The sequence below is a fragment of the Agrobacterium tumefaciens genome (assembly GCF_005221325.1).
Classification (GTDB): Bacteria; Pseudomonadota; Alphaproteobacteria; order Rhizobiales; family Rhizobiaceae; genus Agrobacterium.
Genome location: NZ_CP039888.1, coordinates 1128745 through 1145251, shown reverse-complemented (window position 1 = coordinate 1145251; position 16507 = coordinate 1128745). Strand labels below are relative to the sequence as shown.

16 protein-coding genes are annotated in these 16507 nt (G+C 60.1%); 6 read left to right on the top strand and 10 right to left on the bottom strand.

Annotated features, from left to right (window positions below; translation table 11 throughout):
* Positions 1–31: 31 nt before the first annotated feature.
* From CFBP5499_RS05995 to CFBP5499_RS29940, 6 genes are all read right to left on the bottom strand, one after another.
* On the bottom strand, positions 32–376 hold the full coding sequence (locus CFBP5499_RS05995) for an AzlD domain-containing protein (RefSeq protein WP_175416635.1): 345 nt from the start codon (positions 374–376) through the stop codon (positions 32–34).
* The gene (locus CFBP5499_RS05990) at positions 373–1131 is read right to left on the bottom strand and encodes an AzlC family ABC transporter permease (protein ID WP_080825208.1); all 759 of its coding nucleotides are present in this window, start codon (positions 1129–1131) and stop codon (positions 373–375) included. The genes CFBP5499_RS05995 and CFBP5499_RS05990 overlap by 4 nt, the downstream gene beginning before the upstream one ends.
* A gap of 166 nt (positions 1132–1297) precedes the next feature.
* Complete coding sequence (gene clpA, locus CFBP5499_RS05985) at positions 1298–3808, bottom strand: ATP-dependent Clp protease ATP-binding subunit ClpA (RefSeq protein WP_080825209.1); 2511 nt, start codon at positions 3806–3808, stop codon at positions 1298–1300.
* 10 nt (positions 3809–3818) lie between these two features.
* Positions 3819–4172: an ATP-dependent Clp protease adapter ClpS gene (gene clpS, locus CFBP5499_RS05980; RefSeq protein WP_006312564.1), complete on the bottom strand. Its 354-nt coding sequence runs from the start codon at positions 4170–4172 to the stop codon at positions 3819–3821.
* A 284-nt stretch (positions 4173–4456) separates the two neighbouring features.
* A complete protein-coding gene (gene cckA, locus CFBP5499_RS05975) occupies positions 4457–7042 on the bottom strand; it encodes a cell cycle histidine kinase CckA (RefSeq protein ID WP_080825210.1) in 2586 nt (861 codons plus the stop codon).
* 173 nt (positions 7043–7215) lie between these two features.
* On the bottom strand, positions 7216–7494 hold the full coding sequence (locus CFBP5499_RS29940) for a hypothetical protein (RefSeq protein ID WP_175416634.1): 279 nt from the start codon (positions 7492–7494) through the stop codon (positions 7216–7218).
* Positions 7495–7728: 234 nt separating this feature from the next.
* Between CFBP5499_RS29940 and CFBP5499_RS05965 the strand changes: the two genes are divergently transcribed.
* Positions 7729–8979 carry a flagellar biosynthetic protein FliO gene (locus tag CFBP5499_RS05965; protein ID WP_175416633.1) on the top strand — a complete coding sequence of 417 codons (1251 nt, stop codon included), beginning with the start codon at positions 7729–7731 and terminating at the stop codon, positions 8977–8979.
* 107 nt (positions 8980–9086) lie between these two features.
* Here CFBP5499_RS05965 and dksA read toward each other — a convergent pair whose 3' ends face one another.
* Positions 9087–9506 carry an RNA polymerase-binding protein DksA gene (gene dksA, locus CFBP5499_RS05960; RefSeq protein ID WP_045018569.1) on the bottom strand — a complete coding sequence of 140 codons (420 nt, stop codon included), beginning with the start codon at positions 9504–9506 and terminating at the stop codon, positions 9087–9089.
* A gap of 302 nt (positions 9507–9808) precedes the next feature.
* Here dksA and CFBP5499_RS05955 point away from each other — a divergent pair, with 302 nt between their 5' ends.
* The 4 genes from CFBP5499_RS05955 to CFBP5499_RS05940 all read left to right on the top strand — a co-directional run bounded on the left by CFBP5499_RS05955 (position 9809) and on the right by CFBP5499_RS05940 (position 13658).
* Positions 9809–10285 (top strand): SixA phosphatase family protein, encoded by a 477-nt coding sequence (locus CFBP5499_RS05955; RefSeq protein WP_233284190.1) that lies wholly within the window; start codon positions 9809–9811, stop codon positions 10283–10285.
* A gap of 128 nt (positions 10286–10413) precedes the next feature.
* Positions 10414–11892, top strand: a complete 1479-nt coding sequence (locus CFBP5499_RS05950) for a YcjX family protein (RefSeq protein WP_080825212.1) — start codon at positions 10414–10416, stop codon at positions 11890–11892.
* Positions 11889–12968 (top strand): YcjF family protein, encoded by a 1080-nt coding sequence (locus CFBP5499_RS05945; RefSeq protein WP_080825213.1) that lies wholly within the window; start codon positions 11889–11891, stop codon positions 12966–12968. The genes CFBP5499_RS05950 and CFBP5499_RS05945 overlap by 4 nt, the downstream gene beginning before the upstream one ends.
* Positions 12969–13097: 129 nt before the next feature.
* Positions 13098–13658 (top strand): hypothetical protein, encoded by a 561-nt coding sequence (locus tag CFBP5499_RS05940; RefSeq protein ID WP_080825214.1) that lies wholly within the window; start codon positions 13098–13100, stop codon positions 13656–13658.
* A gap of 14 nt (positions 13659–13672) precedes the next feature.
* Here the strand turns inward: CFBP5499_RS05940 and folK are convergent, their stop codons facing one another.
* From folK to folP, 3 genes are all read right to left on the bottom strand, one after another.
* Positions 13673–14188 carry a 2-amino-4-hydroxy-6-hydroxymethyldihydropteridine diphosphokinase gene (gene folK, locus CFBP5499_RS05935; protein ID WP_175416766.1) on the bottom strand — a complete coding sequence of 172 codons (516 nt, stop codon included), beginning with the start codon at positions 14186–14188 and terminating at the stop codon, positions 13673–13675.
* Between the two features lie 4 nt (positions 14189–14192).
* Positions 14193–14558 carry a dihydroneopterin aldolase gene (gene folB, locus CFBP5499_RS05930; RefSeq protein ID WP_003502532.1) on the bottom strand — a complete coding sequence of 122 codons (366 nt, stop codon included), beginning with the start codon at positions 14556–14558 and terminating at the stop codon, positions 14193–14195.
* Positions 14559–14636: 78 nt separating this feature from the next.
* Positions 14637–15422, bottom strand: coding sequence for a dihydropteroate synthase (gene folP, locus CFBP5499_RS05925; RefSeq protein WP_080825215.1), 786 nt, complete (start codon positions 15420–15422; stop codon positions 14637–14639).
* A gap of 179 nt (positions 15423–15601) precedes the next feature.
* On the opposite strand from folP, the gene CFBP5499_RS05920 reads away from it, so the two are divergent.
* Complete coding sequence (locus tag CFBP5499_RS05920; RefSeq protein WP_080825216.1) at positions 15602–16228, top strand: DUF922 domain-containing Zn-dependent protease; 627 nt, start codon at positions 15602–15604, stop codon at positions 16226–16228.
* The last annotated feature ends 279 nt before the right edge of the window (positions 16229–16507 follow it).

The window sequence follows — 16507 nt, the reverse complement described above, 5'->3', positions numbered from 1 at the left end:
AGATGGACTTAATATTGGGATAAGGTTCGCATTAAGGACCGAGCGCGAAAAGCCCACCCGCCAAAAGCAAAATCGGAACCACCACCCCGACGATGACGCGCTGCCCAGCTACCAGAAATGCGAGGAAACCAAGGACGGCCGCGCCGATGCGCAGCCACATGGGCGAGGCTTCCAGCGATCCGGTTGGAAAGACGATGAGCTTGGCGGTGACGGCCATGACGAGTGCGGTGGCGACCGCCCTCACCCAATAAAGCGCTTCGGAATCCTCTTTCAAGCGGTTACCGGCGAGGACGCCGAGCCAGCGCCAGAGATCGGTCGCCAGCCAGCCGGCGATGGCGATGAACAGATAGGGCGCCCACCAGTTGTCGGTCATCATGGTTCGCCCTCCGGTGAGACAGGTTTGATCCGGCGGCGAAAGACGAAGCGGTCGATCACATAGGCCAGAGTGCCGCCGCCGATACCGGCATAGAGAATATCGAATTCCGGCGCGATCACCGCAAAGGCGGGTCCGGCAATCACACCGATGACGAAGGCGACCTTGACGACGGAATGGCGGGCCGAGGCCCAGATGGATGCGATGAAATAGACAGGCGTCAAAAAGAAGAGAACACCCGCAACGAGCGGCGGAAAGGCGGCGACTACGCCGTAACACAGACCAACGATGATGGCGTTGACGACCGTGAGCGTGATGCCGAAACCGGCGAACCAGGCCGCGCGTGCTTCACGCGGCACCTTGGAGAGATTTTGCGTGGCGAAAACCCAAGCCGTGATGGCGACGAAATGCGAGAGAAACAGCAAAATCCATGTCGGCGTCTTCGCACCGCGCATCTCTGGCACAATGGAGGCGACCATCGGCATCATCCGAACCGAAGATAGTGTGACGGCAAGAAAACAGGCCGCAAGGTTGGCGCCGCCGACCATGGAGCCGATCAGGATCATCTTGGCCGGCAGAGCCCAGATGACAAGCGTCATGAACACCGCCTCACCGCGCGCCACCCCGGATTCCAGCGCAAAGGCGCTGAAACCGACGAAAGATGTCATGAGGATGAGCGAGGGCAGCGAAAATATGCCCCGCATTCCCCGGAAAAACCAGCCGCTGAGGGGGATGGCTTCGCTTTCGGCTGTCTGCATTTGAATTCCATTAGAGCGTTTCCGCTTTTCTTCGAATTGCGAAACGCTTTGTCTCTTTGTTTTACGCATTCCCGGACGAAAAACCGGAATCCAGTTTCCTCGGAATGCTTCAAGCACGAAAATGCCGGGCTCTCGCCCGGCATTGTCTATCGGTCAAAGACCTGCATTACTTCTTCTTCGGTACTTTTGGCACCGTATTGGCCTTACGGCGCGGCTTGTCCTCATCGGACTTGTCGGCCTCGGCCACCAGAACCTCAGCCTCGTCAGCGGCCTTTGCCGCCTTGGAAGCTGTTTTCGCCTTGGCCTTAGGTTTGCCCGGCGATTTCGCCGCCTTGAGCTCAGCCTCCGGCTGCGGCTTCACAGGTGCGGTCTCCGGCAGAACCTCGAGGATCAGACCGTCGGAGCCATCATCCTTCTTGCCTACGGTGACGCTGACGACGCCGCCCTTCTTGAGCTTGCCAAAGAGGATTTCATTGGCGAGCGGCTTCTTGATGTTCTCCTGGATCACGCGCGACAGCGGGCGAGCGCCCATCTTCTCGTCGTAACCCTTCTCCGCCAACCAGGAGATCGCATCTTCATGCAGATCGAAGGTGACGTTGCGTTCGGAGAGCTGGGTTTCCAGCTGCATGACGAACTTCTGCACAACCTTGTGAATGACGGCAGTCGGCAGCGGCGAGAACGGAATGATCGCATCCAGACGGTTGCGGAACTCCGGCGTGAACAGCCGGTTGATCGCCTCTTCGTCTTCACCCGTGCGTCGCGAAGAGCCGAAACCGATCGCCGATTTCGCCATTTCGGACGCACCCGCATTGGTCGTCATGATCAGGATGACGTTACGGAAGTCGATCTTCTTGCCGTTATGGTCGGTCAGCGAGCCATGGTCCATCACCTGCAACAGGATGTTGTAGATGTCGGGATGCGCCTTTTCGATTTCGTCCAGCAGCACCACGGAATGTGGGTGCTGATCGACGCCATCGGTCAAGAGACCGCCTTGATCGAAGCCGACATAACCGGGAGGTGCGCCGAGCAGACGCGACACGGTATGCCGTTCCATATATTCCGACATGTCGAAGCGCAGCATTTCGACGCCGAGCGAAGCGGCAAGCTGCTTGGCCACTTCCGTCTTGCCCACGCCCGTCGGGCCGGAGAAGACGTAGGAGCCGATCGGCTTGTTCGGTTCGCGCAGGCCCGCACGCGCCAGCTTGATGGCGGTCGCCAGCGCCTCAATCGCGATGTCCTGACCGTAAACGACCGAACGCAGTTCCTTTTCGAGATTGGCGAGAACCATCTCGTCATCCTTGGAAACCGTCTTCGGAGGAATACGGGCCATCGTCGCAATGGTGGCCTCGATTTCCCGTTCGGTGATCAGCTTGCGGCGCTTGGAAGCGGGCAACAGCATCTGCGCCGCGCCGGTCTCGTCGATCACGTCGATCGCCTTGTCCGGCAGCTTGCGGTCGGAGATGTAACGAGCCGACAGTTCGACGGCAGCCTTGATCGCCTCGTTGGAATACCTGAGGTGATGATAGTCTTCGAAATAGGGCTTCAGGCCCTTCATGATCGCGATGGCGTCATCGATCGACGGCTCGTTGACGTCGATCTTCTGGAAACGACGCACAAGCGCGCGGTCCTTTTCGAAGAACTGGCGATATTCCTTATAGGTGGTCGAACCAATGCAACGGATCGCACCCGAGGACAACGCCGGCTTCAAGAGGTTCGATGCATCCATTGCGCCGCCGGAAGTCGCGCCGGCACCGATGACGGTGTGGATTTCATCGATGAACAGAACCGCGCCTGGAAACTCCTCGAGTTCCTTGACGACCTGCTTCAGGCGCTCCTCGAAATCACCGCGATAACGGGTTCCCGCGAGCAGCGTGCCCATGTCGAGCGAGAAGATGGTGTCGTTGGCGAGCGCCTCCGGCACCTTGCCTTCGACAATACGCTTGGCCAGACCTTCGGCAATCGCCGTCTTGCCCACGCCCGGATCACCCACATAAAGCGGGTTGTTCTTGGAGCGGCGGCAGAGGATCTGGATGGTGCGGTTGACCTCGTCATGACGGCCGATCAGCGGGTCGATCTTGCCGTTCCTCGCCTTGTCGTTGAGGTTGACGCAATAGGCCTTCAGCGCATCCTGCTGCTTCTTGGCGGACGATCCGTCTTCCTCGGGATTACCGCGGCTCGGCTTGCTTTCGCTTTCCGGCTCATCGGCGCCGCGCGGCGCGCGCGTCTGCGACGTGCCAGGACGTTTGCCGATGCCATGGGAGATGTAGTTGACCGCGTCATACCGGGTCATTTCCTGTTCCTGCAGGAAATAGGCGGCATGGCTTTCGCGCTCGGCGAAAATGGCCACAAGCACGTTAGCGCCGGTCACTTCTTCGCGGCCGGATGACTGCACATGGATAACGGCGCGCTGGATGACACGCTGGAAGCCGGATGTGGGTTTGGAATCCTCGTCGTAACCGGTGACGAGGTTGGTCAGTTCGTTATCGACATAATCGCTGACGGTCTTGCGCAGCGCATCGAGATCGACATTGCAGGCGGCCATGACGGCGGCGGCATCCGCGTCGTCGATCAGCGCCAGAAGCAGGTGTTCAAGCGTCGCATATTCGTGATGACGCTCATTCGCAAAGGTCAGTGCCTGGTGCAGCGCCTTCTCGAGACTCGGGGAAAAAGTTGGCACGTTGCGATCCTCATTTCTTTTCCATGACGCACTGCAGCGGGTGCTGGTGCTGTCGGGCGAAATCCATGACCTGGCTTACTTTCGTCTCTGCGACCTCATATGTAAACACCCCGCATTCGCCCACGCCGTGCTGGTGCACGTGCAGCATGATGCGGGTTGCCGCCTCGCGATCCTTCTGGAAAAAACGCTCCAGAATATGGATGACGAATTCCATGGGAGTGTAATCGTCATTCAGTAAAAGAACACGGTACAAATTCGGTCTTTTCGTTTTCGGCTTAACGCGGGTGATAACAGACGTTCCGCGGTTGGTGCCGCCGTCTTCCCCGTCGCCCTCGCCCTGCATGTAGATCGGCTTAGCGATCATCTTTCATCATTCTCCAAACTGTTCTCAAACCGACAGCTGATTGCCAGGAGGGAGAACTTCGCCTCTCCATATCTAGGTCGTTAAGATGAGATTTTAAGCCCCTTGTGAAACGGTGCAATCACTATTGCGTTTGCGAAGAGGCAAACCTCGGGAAAAGTGAGGGTGCGGCGGCAGCATATGACGCAAGAGTGGAACAAGCCGGCGGGGACAGCGCAACTCAGGCCGCACGCAAGCCCGTTATGCAGAGCAATGACGCAGGCGAATCCGGTTTACCGCCGCCCGATTCACTCCTTGTCGTCGAGCATTTCGCGAACGGCGATGGCGAGCTGCTTCAGCGAGAAGGGTTTGGGCAGGAAACCAAATTTGGCGTCCGCCGGCAGGTTCTTGGCAAAGGCGTCCTCGGCATAACCGGAAACGAAGATGAACTTCAGGTCCGGATAGGATTTACGCAACTCTCTCAGCAGCGACGGACCGTCCATTTCCGGCATCACGACGTCGGACACGACGATGTCGACCTTGCCTTCCAGTTCCTCCATCACTTCCAGTGCCTCGGTGCCGGAACCGGCCTCGTGCACGGTGTAACCGCGGGTTTCCAGCATGCGCTTGCCACCGCGCCGCACCGCCTCCTCGTCCTCGACCAGCAGCACGACGGCGGATTTGCCGGTGAGATCCAGCGGTTCTTCTTTCACCGGCTCCGCCGCGATGACCGGCGCGGCAATCAGCTCACCGTCCTGCCCCATCACCTGAACGACCTCGACCACATGGCGCGGCAGATAGATGCGGAAGGCGGTTCCCTTGCCCACTTCCGATTCGGGATAGATGTAGCCGCCCGACTGCTTGACGATGCCATAGACCATCGAAAGGCCAAGGCCCGTGCCCTTGCCGACTTCCTTAGTGGTGAAAAAGGGTTCGAAAATCTTGTCCATGATCTCAGGCGGAATGCCGGTGCCATTATCGGCAACCTCCACCATGACCATATCTTCGGCCGGGAATTCGGGGCGGCCGAGCGCTGCCACTTCCTTGGCGTCGACGTTGCGCGTGCTGATGGTGATCTTGCCACCGTCAGGCATGGCGTCGCGCGCGTTGACGCAGAGATTGATGAGCACCTGCTCGAACTGCGAAAGATCGGTCTTCACCGGCCAGAGATCACGGCCATAATCGACCTCCAGCTTGACGTTGGTGCCTGATATCAACCGGTCGACCAGCATGCGCAGATCGCCGATCACGTCGGTCAGGTTGAGAACGGCCGGACGCATCGTCTGCTTGCGGGAGAAGGCGAGAAGCTGGCGCACCAGCACAGCGGCACGGTTGGCATTGCGCTTGATCTCCATGAGATCGGCAAAGCTAGGATCAGCGGGCCGCGCCTGCAGCAGCAGATGGTCTGATGACAGCAGGATGGCGGTGAGAACGTTGTTGAAGTCGTGGGCGATGCCGCCTGCGAGCGTGCCGACCGCATTCATCTTCTGCGTCTGCGCCATCTGGGTTTCGAGCGCTTTCTGCTCGGTCACCTCGATGGCGTAAACGATCGCCACTTCTTCCGGTGCTTCGTCGTCCTGGTCGATGACAGCGTTGACGTAGAAACGGAAATGCCGGCCCTCGTCACTCGGATGGCGGGAATCGAACGGCGCGATATCGCCCTGGCGATCCTTGGCTTCAGCCAAAGCCTGTTCGAGCCGCGGCTTCTCATTGTCGTGAAGAACTGTTTCGAGCGCCACTCCACGGTCGATATCGTCACGCCCGACAACGCCGGAAAAGAGCTTGAGGAACGGCGCGTTGATGCGCAGGATGCGGCCTTCGCCGTCGAGCGAGGCGATCGCCATCGGCGTATTATTGAAGAAACGGGTAAAGCGCATGGCCGAGGAGGATTCCGTGTCCTCCTGCCCCTTTGGACGCATCAGGACGATCGTCCGGCTCTCACCCGGCGCGCCATCCTTTGCGGTGACCTGATGCACGAGGCGGGCCGGCATGCTCTGGCCGTTCACCCGGCGCATGTCGAGATCGAGGATTTCGGTGCGCTTGGCCGTGCCCTGCGGATGGACGGATTCGATCAGCGCCATGCCTTCACCGGCGACGATATCCGAGATGGTCATCGAACCCGGCGAAAACTGCGCGAGATCGATGCCGAGCCATTCCGACAGGGTGGCGTTCAGATAAACGATCTCGCCCTTGCGGCTGGCGGAGAAAAAACCGGCCGGTGCATGATCGAGATAATCGATGGCGTTCTGCAATTCGCGGAAGAAACGCTCCTGGTCCTCGCGCTCCGGCGTGATATCGGCGATCTGGAAAACGTGCAGCCCCTCGCCGCTCGCATCCTTCAGCACCCGGCCCTTCAACCTGTACCAATGTGGCCCCGCACCAGAATCCTCGCCGAGCGGTTTCAGCAGCCGGAATTCCTCATAACCGTCGCGGCCTTCGCGCAGCACGTTGATGAGCCGGTACAGCGCTTCTGTCGATTCGCGGCTGCGCGATAAAAGCGTCTCGAGGCTCTGGATATCGCTCGCCTTGGTGGTGCCGCTCATGCGGCAATAGGTGGCGTTGGCATAGACCATATGCCCCTTGGCATCGGTGATCAGCGTGCCTTCGGGGTGGGCCGAGAGAAACCGGCGGGCGAGCCCATCCGACTGCGACTGCGGCATGACCTCGATGAAACCGATGATGGACGAGACCAGAAAGAAGATGCCCATCATGGCCAGTACGCCGAGAATGCCGAGCACGATTTCGTTTTCCAGCGAATCCTTGAAATAGACGAAAGCGGCCGCCGCCGCGATCAGAACCAGCGCCAGAAGCAGAATGCGCAAGACCGTGCCGGAACGGGCACGCCTGTCCACCAGCGGAAGGTCGTTGTCGCTTGTCTCGCGCACCCGTGTCATCTTGGCCTCGCAGTCGTGCAGGTCATCATTCGGTCAGCCTTATTTCCTTAACGGAATCGGGCAGCAGGATTTGTTGTAGCAACTCGCTTGACCGTCAAAAAGCTCCGCTACGACACAAAGGCTTAAAAACGCACAGCGAAAACAGCCTGAAAGCTGTATAAATGCCTCAAAGGCTACCGTCGCGTACAGCTCAGCTCTTTCACCTGGCATTGAATGCGTGGCGCGGAGCAGACGATCTTGCCGTTAGTCACGGTACAGACCGAGCATCCGTCCGTGAAATCGATGCAGGACGGATTGTCCCGCACGAAGTCCGTCATGGTTGCGAAATTTTCCGCCGCTTTGTCTTCCCCCGCCATTGCCAGGTGCGGAGAACCGAAAATCGCCAGCGCCCAGAAAACAACGGCAATGAGACGCAGCGCAGGAAACCCTTCACCGCGCGATACCTTGACCATTTAGATCGCTCCTCAAGCGAAAGGATTGCAACTTTCGTTGTCTCTCAGCATTGAAGGAGAGGATATGGTGTTTTGGTGGCGTCGTTGCGATTGATGCGGCTATCCTGTGGGGCGAAATGAATAAACCTTGTATCGCACTTAAAAAAATCGTCTTTTCCTGTTTCGCGTTCACACTATAAGAACCACGGCAATATTAAGTGTCCAAGACATTAAAATGCCCGAAAATCTGAAGGGATGATCTCCATGATGGAAGATTTTATCGGCACCTATGGCAACAATCTCATCGTCGCCGTTGTCGGTGTGGGTGTGGCGCTTCTCGTTCTGGCGATCGCTTTGTGGCTTCTGCGCAGGCGCGGCGGTTCGGCGCCCTTTATCCGTGGCGGTCGTAACCGGCAGCCGCGCCTGCAGGTTCTCGACGCGACGGCCGTGGATGCGCGCCGCCGTCTGGTTCTCGTGCGTCGCGATAATGTCGAACATCTGGTCATGATCGGAGGCCCAACCGATATCGTCATCGAGAGCGGTATCGGCGCGATCCCGATTGTCCGGGACGTACAGGAGCCGGAACTGACGGCGCTGCCGCGCCAGGAGAGCGAACAGAAGAGGGCCGAGCCGTCGGTCCCGCAGGAACGCCGCGCCGCCCTGCCCCAGCAGCCCATTGTGGCCGCAACTCCCGTTTCCGCCCCCGAAGAGCCCATGAAGCAACCGCAGCGGCCAGAGCCGCCTGCACCCGCGCCGGTTTCGCGTCCCGCACCTGTTGCGGCAACCGCCGCCCCGGTGCCGCCGCGTGCATCGACACCGCCACAACCCGTGCCGCCCGCCCCGATCTCGCGAGAGCCCGCTTCGCCGGCAAGACAGGCAGCGCCCGAGCGTGCTCGCCCCGCGCCGCCACCTATCCCGGTGGCAGTTGCCCCGGCCGCAACCATCCTGCCCGTGGCCGCTGCATCGCTCGACATGGCAGCGGCACCAGCGGAGCCAAAGCGGGCCGAGCCTTTCGTGCCGGCTCCGGCGCCTGCACCCGTCGCGCCGCCAATCCCCGCACAGGTGCCCGAACAGGCAAAGGTATCGGAAGAGCGACCTGTGGAGCTTGCCCCGTCGGTCTTTGCAGCGCGTGAGCCGGTGATCGACCAATCCATCGCCGCCGATTTTCTCGACGCTGCCCGCGACCGGGTTCTTCCCGACCTGAAGCCGGGCCAGAATACGCCGCCCGCCCCTTTTCCGCCGAGGCCCGAAAACCCGGCTGTGGCTTTAGCCGACGCCGAACCGAAATTTTCCGACGAGCTCGCCAGTGATTTCGAAAGCTTTCTGGAAGCGGAAATCGCCAAGAGCAAGGAATCGGAGAATGAACCTTCTGTCACGCCTGCGGCCGACAGGCAGGTCAAAACGCAGCCCGCCTCTCCGCCCGTCACCGGCGCTACACCGGATGGAGACGTGCAGAAGGAAATGGCGCGTATCTTCGGAGAGCTTTCCGTCACCCGCGACCGCTGACGGGCGCGGGTCTTCCGAAATAAATTCACGACAGCAAAAAGGGCACGGAAACGACTTCCGTGCCCTTTTTCAATTGATGCGGTTTTCAGCCTGTCGGCGGAAACGCCTTATTCGTCGCGATAGACTTTTTCGCGGCGCTCGTGACGCTCCTGCGCCTCGATGGACAGCGTTGCGATCGGGCGGGCGTCCAGACGCTTGAGGCCGATAGGCTCGCCCGTCTCCTCACAATAACCGTAAGTGCCGTCATCGATCCGCTGAAGGGCTGCATCGATCTTCGAGATCAGCTTGCGCTGACGGTCGCGGGCGCGAAGCTCGATCGCCCGGTCTGTTTCGGAAGATGCCCGATCAGCCAGATCGGGATGGTTGGCGCTTTCTTCGGCGAGATGTCCGAGGGTCTCGCGCGCTTCTCTCAGGATGTCATTTTTCCAGGCGACCAGCTTCGCGCGGAAGTAGGCACGCTGGCTGGCATTCATGAACTCATCGTCTTCCGAGAGCACATATTTGCTAAGATCGATCTTCTCACTCAACGCGATTCTCCTCGAAGAACATCTCAATGCGGCGGTGTATACTCCAATGATAGTGGCCGATTCAAGTCTACAGATCAGTTTTCGGGCATTTTTAAAACTGACACAAAAATCATCTAAATGACTAATTTTTATCCTTTATTCGTATTGAAGCGATCTCTTCTTCAATCACGTCAACGCGACTTACCAACAGGAAAGAGGACTTGCGGTCCTGCAACCCTATCCTGTAGCATTCAGTTCGTGTCCTGACATTCGAACGCCGGTCCCCGCCCTTGACAGCATCTTTCCCGAGCCGAGTTTATCTTCTGCGCCACGCCAAGGCCGCCTGGGCGGCGCCGGGAGAACGGGATTTCGACCGGGGATTGAACGAGGCCGGTTTTGCCGAAGCGGAGATCATCGCCGACCTTGCCGCCGACCGGCGCTACCGCCCCGATCTCATCCTGTCATCCACGGCCGCGCGCTGCCGGCAGACCACGCAGGCCTGGCAGCGGGCTTTCAACGAAGGCATCGATATCGTCTACATCGATGAGATGTATAATGCCCGCAGCGAAACCTATCTGTCGCTCATCGCCGCGCAAACGGAGGTGCAGTCGGTGATGCTGGTGGGGCACAACCCCACCATGGAAGCAACGCTGGAGGCCATGATCGGCGAGGACCTGTTGCATGCCGCCCTGCCCTCGGGTTTTCCCACCTCGGGTCTTGCGGTTCTGGATCAGGACGGCGGCGCGGCAAGCGGTAAAAATCGCTGGCGGCTGATCGATTTCCTTGCTCCGGGCAAATAACCGCCGCCGCTTGCAACAAAGGCGCCGGAAAGCAGTGCTGCCGAAAATCCGCTGGAGCGCTTCTTTTTTGGGCAGCCGCAACTTCCTATATGCAGCCGTGACCGTGAAACACAGCCAGGAAACTGCCATTGCCGCCTTCTCTTACGTCCCTGACAGACAGCGCGCTGATCGCTTTCGATAATCTGGCCGACCGCGCGAGCAACCTCACCCATCCGACATTGCGGCTTGGCGTCACCGGCCTTTCGCGGGCGGGCAAGACGGTTTTCATTTCCTCCCTCGTACATAACCTGCTGAATGGCGGCCGGTTGCCGCTGTTCGAGGCGATGCGATCCGGGCGCGTCTCCAATGTGCGCCTGGAACCGCAGCCGGACGACGCCATTCCCCGCTTCCAATATGAAGACCATATTCAGGCACTGGTGCGTGACAGGTTCTGGCCGGATTCGACACGGGCGATCTCGGAACTCCGGATCACGCTCGATTATCAGAGCGCCAGCGGCTGGGGACGGTGGTTTTCGGCCGGCAAGCTCTCCATCGATATCGTCGACTATCCCGGCGAATGGCTGCTCGACCTGCCGCTGCTCTCGCAGGACTACAAGCAGTTCAGCGATGCAACCGTCGCACTTGCCGGGAGCGGCATCCGCGCAGAACTCGCGCAGGAATGGCTGTCGATCGCCTCCTCGCTCGATATCAATGCGCCCGCCGAGGAAATGACGGCGCGGCGGCTGGCGGAAAGTTTTGCGGCCTATCTGAAGGCCTGCAAGTCCGACGAGAGATCGCTTTCCACCCTGCCGCCGGGCCGTTTCCTGATGCCGGGCGATCTGGAAGGGTCGCCAGCGCTGACATTTGCACCCCTGCCGGGCCTGACCGACGAAAAGGCGCCGAAGGGTTCGCTGCGCGCGATGATGGAACGGCGCTACGACGCCTATAAGTCGATCGTGGTCAAACCCTTCTTCCGCGAGCATTTCGCCCGTCTCGACCGGCAGATCGTGCTGATCGACACGCTGCAGGCGGTCAATCGCGGCCCGGAGGCCGTGCAGGATCTGGAGCGGGCCTTAGGCGACGTGCTTGCCTGTTTCCGCCCCGGCACCAATAGCATAATGTCGTCGCTGATCCGCCGGCGCATCGACAAGGTGCTGATTGCCGCCACCAAGGCCGATCATCTGCATCATGAAAGCCATGACCGGCTGGAGCGACTGACCCGCCGTTTAGTCGACCGCGCCATCACCACCATCGGCATGAATGGCGCCGGCATCGAAGTGATGGCGCTCGCTTCCGTGCGCGCCACCAGAGAGGCAAGTGTGCGCCAGGACGGCCATGAGCTACCCGTTATCGTCGGCACGCCCATGGCCGGTGAAACCATCAATGGCGAGACCTTCGACGGCAACCGCAAAACGGCGATCTTTCCGGGCGACCTGCCGGAGGACCCTGAACCGCTGTTCCGCAGCATAGACCAGGATGGCGACAAGGCGACACTGCCTGACGTCAATGTCGTGCGTTTTCGCCCGCCCAATATCGACGAGCCTGGAAGCGGCGGCATCCGGCTTTCCGTTCCCCATATCAGGCTCGACCGCGCCATGCAGTTCCTGTTCGGAGACAAGCTCGCATGAAGGCTCCCACACAAAACGATCCGCAGACACGCCGCCCCGCGGCTTTCACGCTAGAGACCGAGGAGACGGCACGGCCGTCCGCCACACAAAAACGCGCACCGCGCAGCTTCGACGCCGAGATTTCGCTGACGCCAGACGAGGAGGATCCGTTTCTGGCGCCTGTGGACATCGACGCCGCCGCATTGCCGGTGGCGACGCCGAAGAAAAGCCGCTTCTCCTTCGGCAAGCTCGCGCTCGGGGCGCTCGGTGTCCTGTTCTCGCTCGCCTTCGGGCTCTGGGCGGATCAGCTTATCCGCGATCTCTTCTCCCGCTCGGACTGGCTAGGCTATACGGCAACGATCGCGCTCATCGTGGCGCTTTTCGCGGTTCTCGCCCTCGTCGGCCGCGAGGTCTTCGGCATCATGCGGCTCAATGCCGTACAATCCCTCAAGGCCGACGCTGAAACGGCGAGCCTCGACAAGAGCCCGAAACCCGCGCGCGCCATCGTCACCCGCCTGAATGCCGTCCTTTCCCACCGGGCTGAAACGGCCAAGGGGCGCGCGGCGCTGAAGGAAACGGAAAATGACGTCATCGACGGCCCGCATCTGATCGAGCTTGCCGAGCGCGAACTGCTGGTGCCGCTCGACAGGCAGGCCCGCGCCCTCATTCTCAATTCCTCCAAGCGTGTCTCCGTCGTCACTGCCGTCAGCCCGCGCGCCGTGGTCGATCTCGCTTATGTGCTGTTCGAGGTGACGCGGCTGGTGCGTGCCATGGCGGAGCTTTATGGCGGCCGCCCCGGCACGCTCGGCATGCTGAAGCTCCTGCGCGATGTCGTCGCGCATCTTGCCGTCACGGGTTCGATTGCCGTGGGTGACGGGCTTGCCCAGCAGGTTCTCGGCCATGGCCTTGCCTCGAAACTCTCCGCCCGTCTCGGCGAAGGCGTCATCAACGGGCTGATGACGGCGCGAATCGGCATTGCCGCCATGGATCTTTGCCGTCCGCTGCCGTTCAGGGCCGTGAAGCGGCCGGGCATCGGCGATTTCATGTCCGACCTCACGCCCGATTTAAGCGGTGGAAAAAACGCGGAAAAAGCCTGATCTGCCGGGCATTGTCGGTCCAAAAGGTTACGGACAAAGCCGCAAATGAGAGCGAAATAAACCAAGCATTAACCATTCCGCCGGTAGATTGCAGCCTATCGAACAGGCTTCTTCGCCGGGGAAAGTATCATGTATTCGCGCTTCTTTTCGCTTATGGGCGGACTTGCCGCCATTTTGTCCGTCAGCGGCGGTTTCGGCATGTCTGACGTCCATGCGGCATCACGCGATCGCGACGACGTATTCTTCCGCTCGGTGGCCGGCAGCTGGAAAGGCCCCGGTGAAATCGTCGCTGGCAAATACAAGGGCACGAAATTCACCTGTGATCTGACGGGCGAACCGCTCGATGACAAGCAGACCGGCATCAAGCTCGGCGGCACCTGCCGCGTCGGCGTCTTCAGCCAGCCCATGTCGGCCGTCATCAGCCAGAAGGGCAACAGCTACGAGGGCAAGTTCCTCGACGGCTCCGCCGGCAAGGGTCTCGATATCACTTCCGGACAGGTGAGCGGCGACAAGGTCGTCGTCGGCATTAACCGCGCCAAGCTCAACGGCGCGATGGTCGCCCGCGTCTCGAGCGACAATTCGATGAACATCACCATTTCGGTCAAGGTCGCCGACCAGATGATCCCGGTCATCGGCGTCACCCTGGCGCGCGATATCGACCAGATCGCTGTCGGCTCGATCAAGCCGTAAAAACCGTAATCTTCTCAGCCATTGCCGAGCGGGAGTGTCCACCACTCCCGCTTTTCGTTTGCGCGGACAATGCCGCTCCTGTCCGCCTGCTTTAGCCATTCCTGGACGGGCTTTCCCTTGACCTCGAGATCGGGCGCGATGTCGGCAAGCGGCATCAGCACGAAAGCGCGCTCCGTCATGCGCGGATGCGGCACCTCGATGCTTTCCGTTACGATACCCTCATTCCCATAGGTCAGCACATCGATATCGATGGTGCGCGGACCCCAGCGTTCCGTCCGCACCCGCTTCATGCCCCTTTCGATATCGAGGCAGAGTTGCAGCAGCGCGGGCGCGGTCAGCGAAGTCTCAACGAGCGCGCAACAATTGAAGAAATCCGCCTGATCCGTCTTTCCCCAGGGCGGCGTGCGGTAAAGGCCGGAAACGGCCTGCACCCGGCAGTCGTCATGCGCGTCGAGTTCGCGCAGCGCCCGCGCCATAGCAGAGGCAGGATCGCCGATATTGCCACCAAGGCCCAGTGCGGCGACGGTCATCTTTTCAGGCACGGTGTTCAACACTCACCTGTGCGTAATCGAGAATGCCCGGAACCGGCGCGGAGGGTTTGCGCACCGTGATCCTCAGCCAGACGATTTGGGGATAACGCGCCCGCAGCGCCTTGGCGATGTCGTTCGCCAGCGCCTCGATGAGATAACGGCGCTGCCCAACAACGATCTTTTCGATGACGGCGAAGGCCACCCCATAATCGACGGTATTTTCGATATCGTCGGTTTCCAGCGCATCACCCGCCTCGACTTCCATCTCGGCATCGACGAAAAAGCGCTGGCCCAGCACCTCCTCCTGCTCGAGAAGGCCATGACGGGCGAAAAAGGAACAGTTTTTCAGGATGATGGTATAGCGGCTCATCGCATCGCCTCCATGGCAGGATTGTTTCGCCTGAGAGCCGCGCCATCTTCGGGACACGGCACTCCAGCACTCGTTGATCTACGCATCGGCCTTTGCCGACGCTTTGGCAAGAACCGCATCGGCAATAGCCAGTGCGTCGCGGGTCGCGGCGACATTATGCACGCGAAAAATCGAAGCACCCGCGAGCCTCAGGATCGCGGTGGTCGCAGCCGTTCCGATATCGCGTTCCTCCGCCACATCCCTGCCCGTCAGCGACCCGATGAAACGCTTGCGCGACGTGCCGGCAAGAACCGGCAGGCCAAAAGCCGCAAGTTCACCGAAACGCGCCATCAGCGCGACATTTTCGATCTCATCCTTGGCAAAACCGAAACCGGGATCGAGAACCACGGCATCACGGGCAATGCCGGCATCTTCGGCAATCTCCAGCGAGCGATTGAGAAACTCAAACTGGTCCTCGATGACATCGGCAAGCTTTTGCCGGTCGCGGCCGGTATGCATGATGCAGATGCCGGCGCGGGTGGAAGCAACCACGCCCGCCATATCAGGGTCCTTTTGCAGACCGAAGACGTCATTGACGATATGCGCGCCGGCGCCGATTGCCAGCTTTGCCGTCGAGGCGCGATAGGTGTCGACGGAAATCAGCACATCGGTCTCGCGGCGCAATTTTTCGATGACCGGCAGTACCCGGTCCTGTTCCTCCGCCTCCGTGACCGCGGCAGCACCCGGCCGTGTGGATTCGCCGCCGATATCGATGATGTCGGCTCCCTCCTCCACACAGGTCAGCGCATGGGAAAAAGCCGCATCGACGGCAAGATAACGGCCGCCATCGGAAAAGGAATCAGGCGTTGCATTGACGATGGCCATAATACGGCCATGCCCATCAAGTTTCAGGGAGCGGCCATGGGCCGCTTGCCACGCGTTGCTGCCGACTGTTATCACGTAACACGCGCCTTTCGGGAATAACGGAGTGTTATGTCAATTCTTATAAGTTCCGCTCCGCCTATGCAGCAAACCTTTTTCAAGTTCAACCGGAAGGCCGGGTCATGACCAAATCATCAAGCGCTCTCTGCGCCGTTTTCGCAGGCGCATTGGCCCTTTCCCTGTCCGGACCGGCTTTTTCCGAAACCATCGTTCGCAAGACCTACTCCTATTTTTCGGTCAGCGGCAAAACCGCAGCCGATCTCGACCAGCAGCTTTCCAAGCATGGCCCGCTCACCCGCAATACCGGCGCGCGCCATCCCGGTGCGACCGAAATCAAATTCGGCGGCGAGCTCACCTATGTCGAGAAGAACGGCATGTGCAGCGTGGGAACGGCGAAGGTGCTCCTGAACACCCGCATTCTGCTGCCGCAGTGGAAAAACCGCCGCCGCACCTCGGCGGAACTGGCCTTCATCTGGGATACGCTGCTTGCCGATATCAAGCGCCACGAGGAACGCCACGCCGAAATCGCCCGCACCCATGCCCGTTCGCTGGAAAGACAGCTGACGTCGCTCCACCCGCAGAAAAGCTGCGAGGCGCTGCAGGGAAAGGTTGGCAAAATCACCCAGACCGTGATGGACGAGCACGACCGCGACCAGATGCGCTTTGACGTGGTGGAATCGAAAAACTTCGATGCCCGCATGACCCGGCTGTTGAAAAACCGGCTGGAGCAGGGTCAGACCCGCCGCTGAGCGGCTTCATGCCCCATCCATAATGTTCGAATATCAAGCGCGGACATGACGTTACGTCATGTCCTATCTCACCCGTGACTTCTCGTCATGGTGCGGTTGGCAAGACTCATTATAGGTTCTTCGTACGGTATCGGACCATTCAGCCAGACGGTTTGAAGGTTCTATTCCTCTCCGGTTCTCCCGGTGCGCACTTGAGGGCTCGCAGGTGTTTCCTCCCTCGCCTGCATGCTGCGTACCCGCCTCGCCCCGCTCCCCGCTATCAGGTGAGCGGGGCTTTTT

Excerpts from the sequence above, each read along its gene's own strand:
- CFBP5499_RS29940 (WP_175416634.1), bottom strand. The coding sequence starts at position 7,494 with ATGGTCAAGGTATCGCGCGGTGAAGGGTTTCCTGCGCTGCGTCTCATT.
- CFBP5499_RS05965 (WP_175416633.1), top strand. The coding sequence starts at position 7,729 with ATGATCTCCATGATGGAAGATTTTATCGGCACCTATGGCAACAATCTC.
- cckA (WP_080825210.1), bottom strand. The coding sequence starts at position 7,042 with ATGACACGGGTGCGCGAGACAAGCGACAACGACCTTCCGCTGGTGGAC.
- folP (WP_080825215.1), bottom strand. The coding sequence starts at position 15,422 with ATGGCCATCGTCAATGCAACGCCTGATTCCTTTTCCGATGGCGGCCGT.
- folB (WP_003502532.1), bottom strand. The coding sequence starts at position 14,558 with ATGAGCCGCTATACCATCATCCTGAAAAACTGTTCCTTTTTCGCCCGT.
- CFBP5499_RS05990 (WP_080825208.1), bottom strand. The coding sequence starts at position 1,131 with ATGCAGACAGCCGAAAGCGAAGCCATCCCCCTCAGCGGCTGGTTTTTC.
- CFBP5499_RS05940 (WP_080825214.1), top strand. The coding sequence starts at position 13,098 with ATGTATTCGCGCTTCTTTTCGCTTATGGGCGGACTTGCCGCCATTTTG.
- CFBP5499_RS05995 (WP_175416635.1), bottom strand. The coding sequence starts at position 376 with ATGATGACCGACAACTGGTGGGCGCCCTATCTGTTCATCGCCATCGCC.
- clpS (WP_006312564.1), bottom strand. The coding sequence starts at position 4,172 with ATGATCGCTAAGCCGATCTACATGCAGGGCGAGGGCGACGGGGAAGAC.
- CFBP5499_RS05945 (WP_080825213.1), top strand. The coding sequence starts at position 11,889 with ATGAAGGCTCCCACACAAAACGATCCGCAGACACGCCGCCCCGCGGCT.
- CFBP5499_RS05920 (WP_080825216.1), top strand. The coding sequence starts at position 15,602 with ATGACCAAATCATCAAGCGCTCTCTGCGCCGTTTTCGCAGGCGCATTG.
- folK (WP_175416766.1), bottom strand. The coding sequence starts at position 14,188 with ATGACCGTCGCCGCACTGGGCCTTGGTGGCAATATCGGCGATCCTGCC.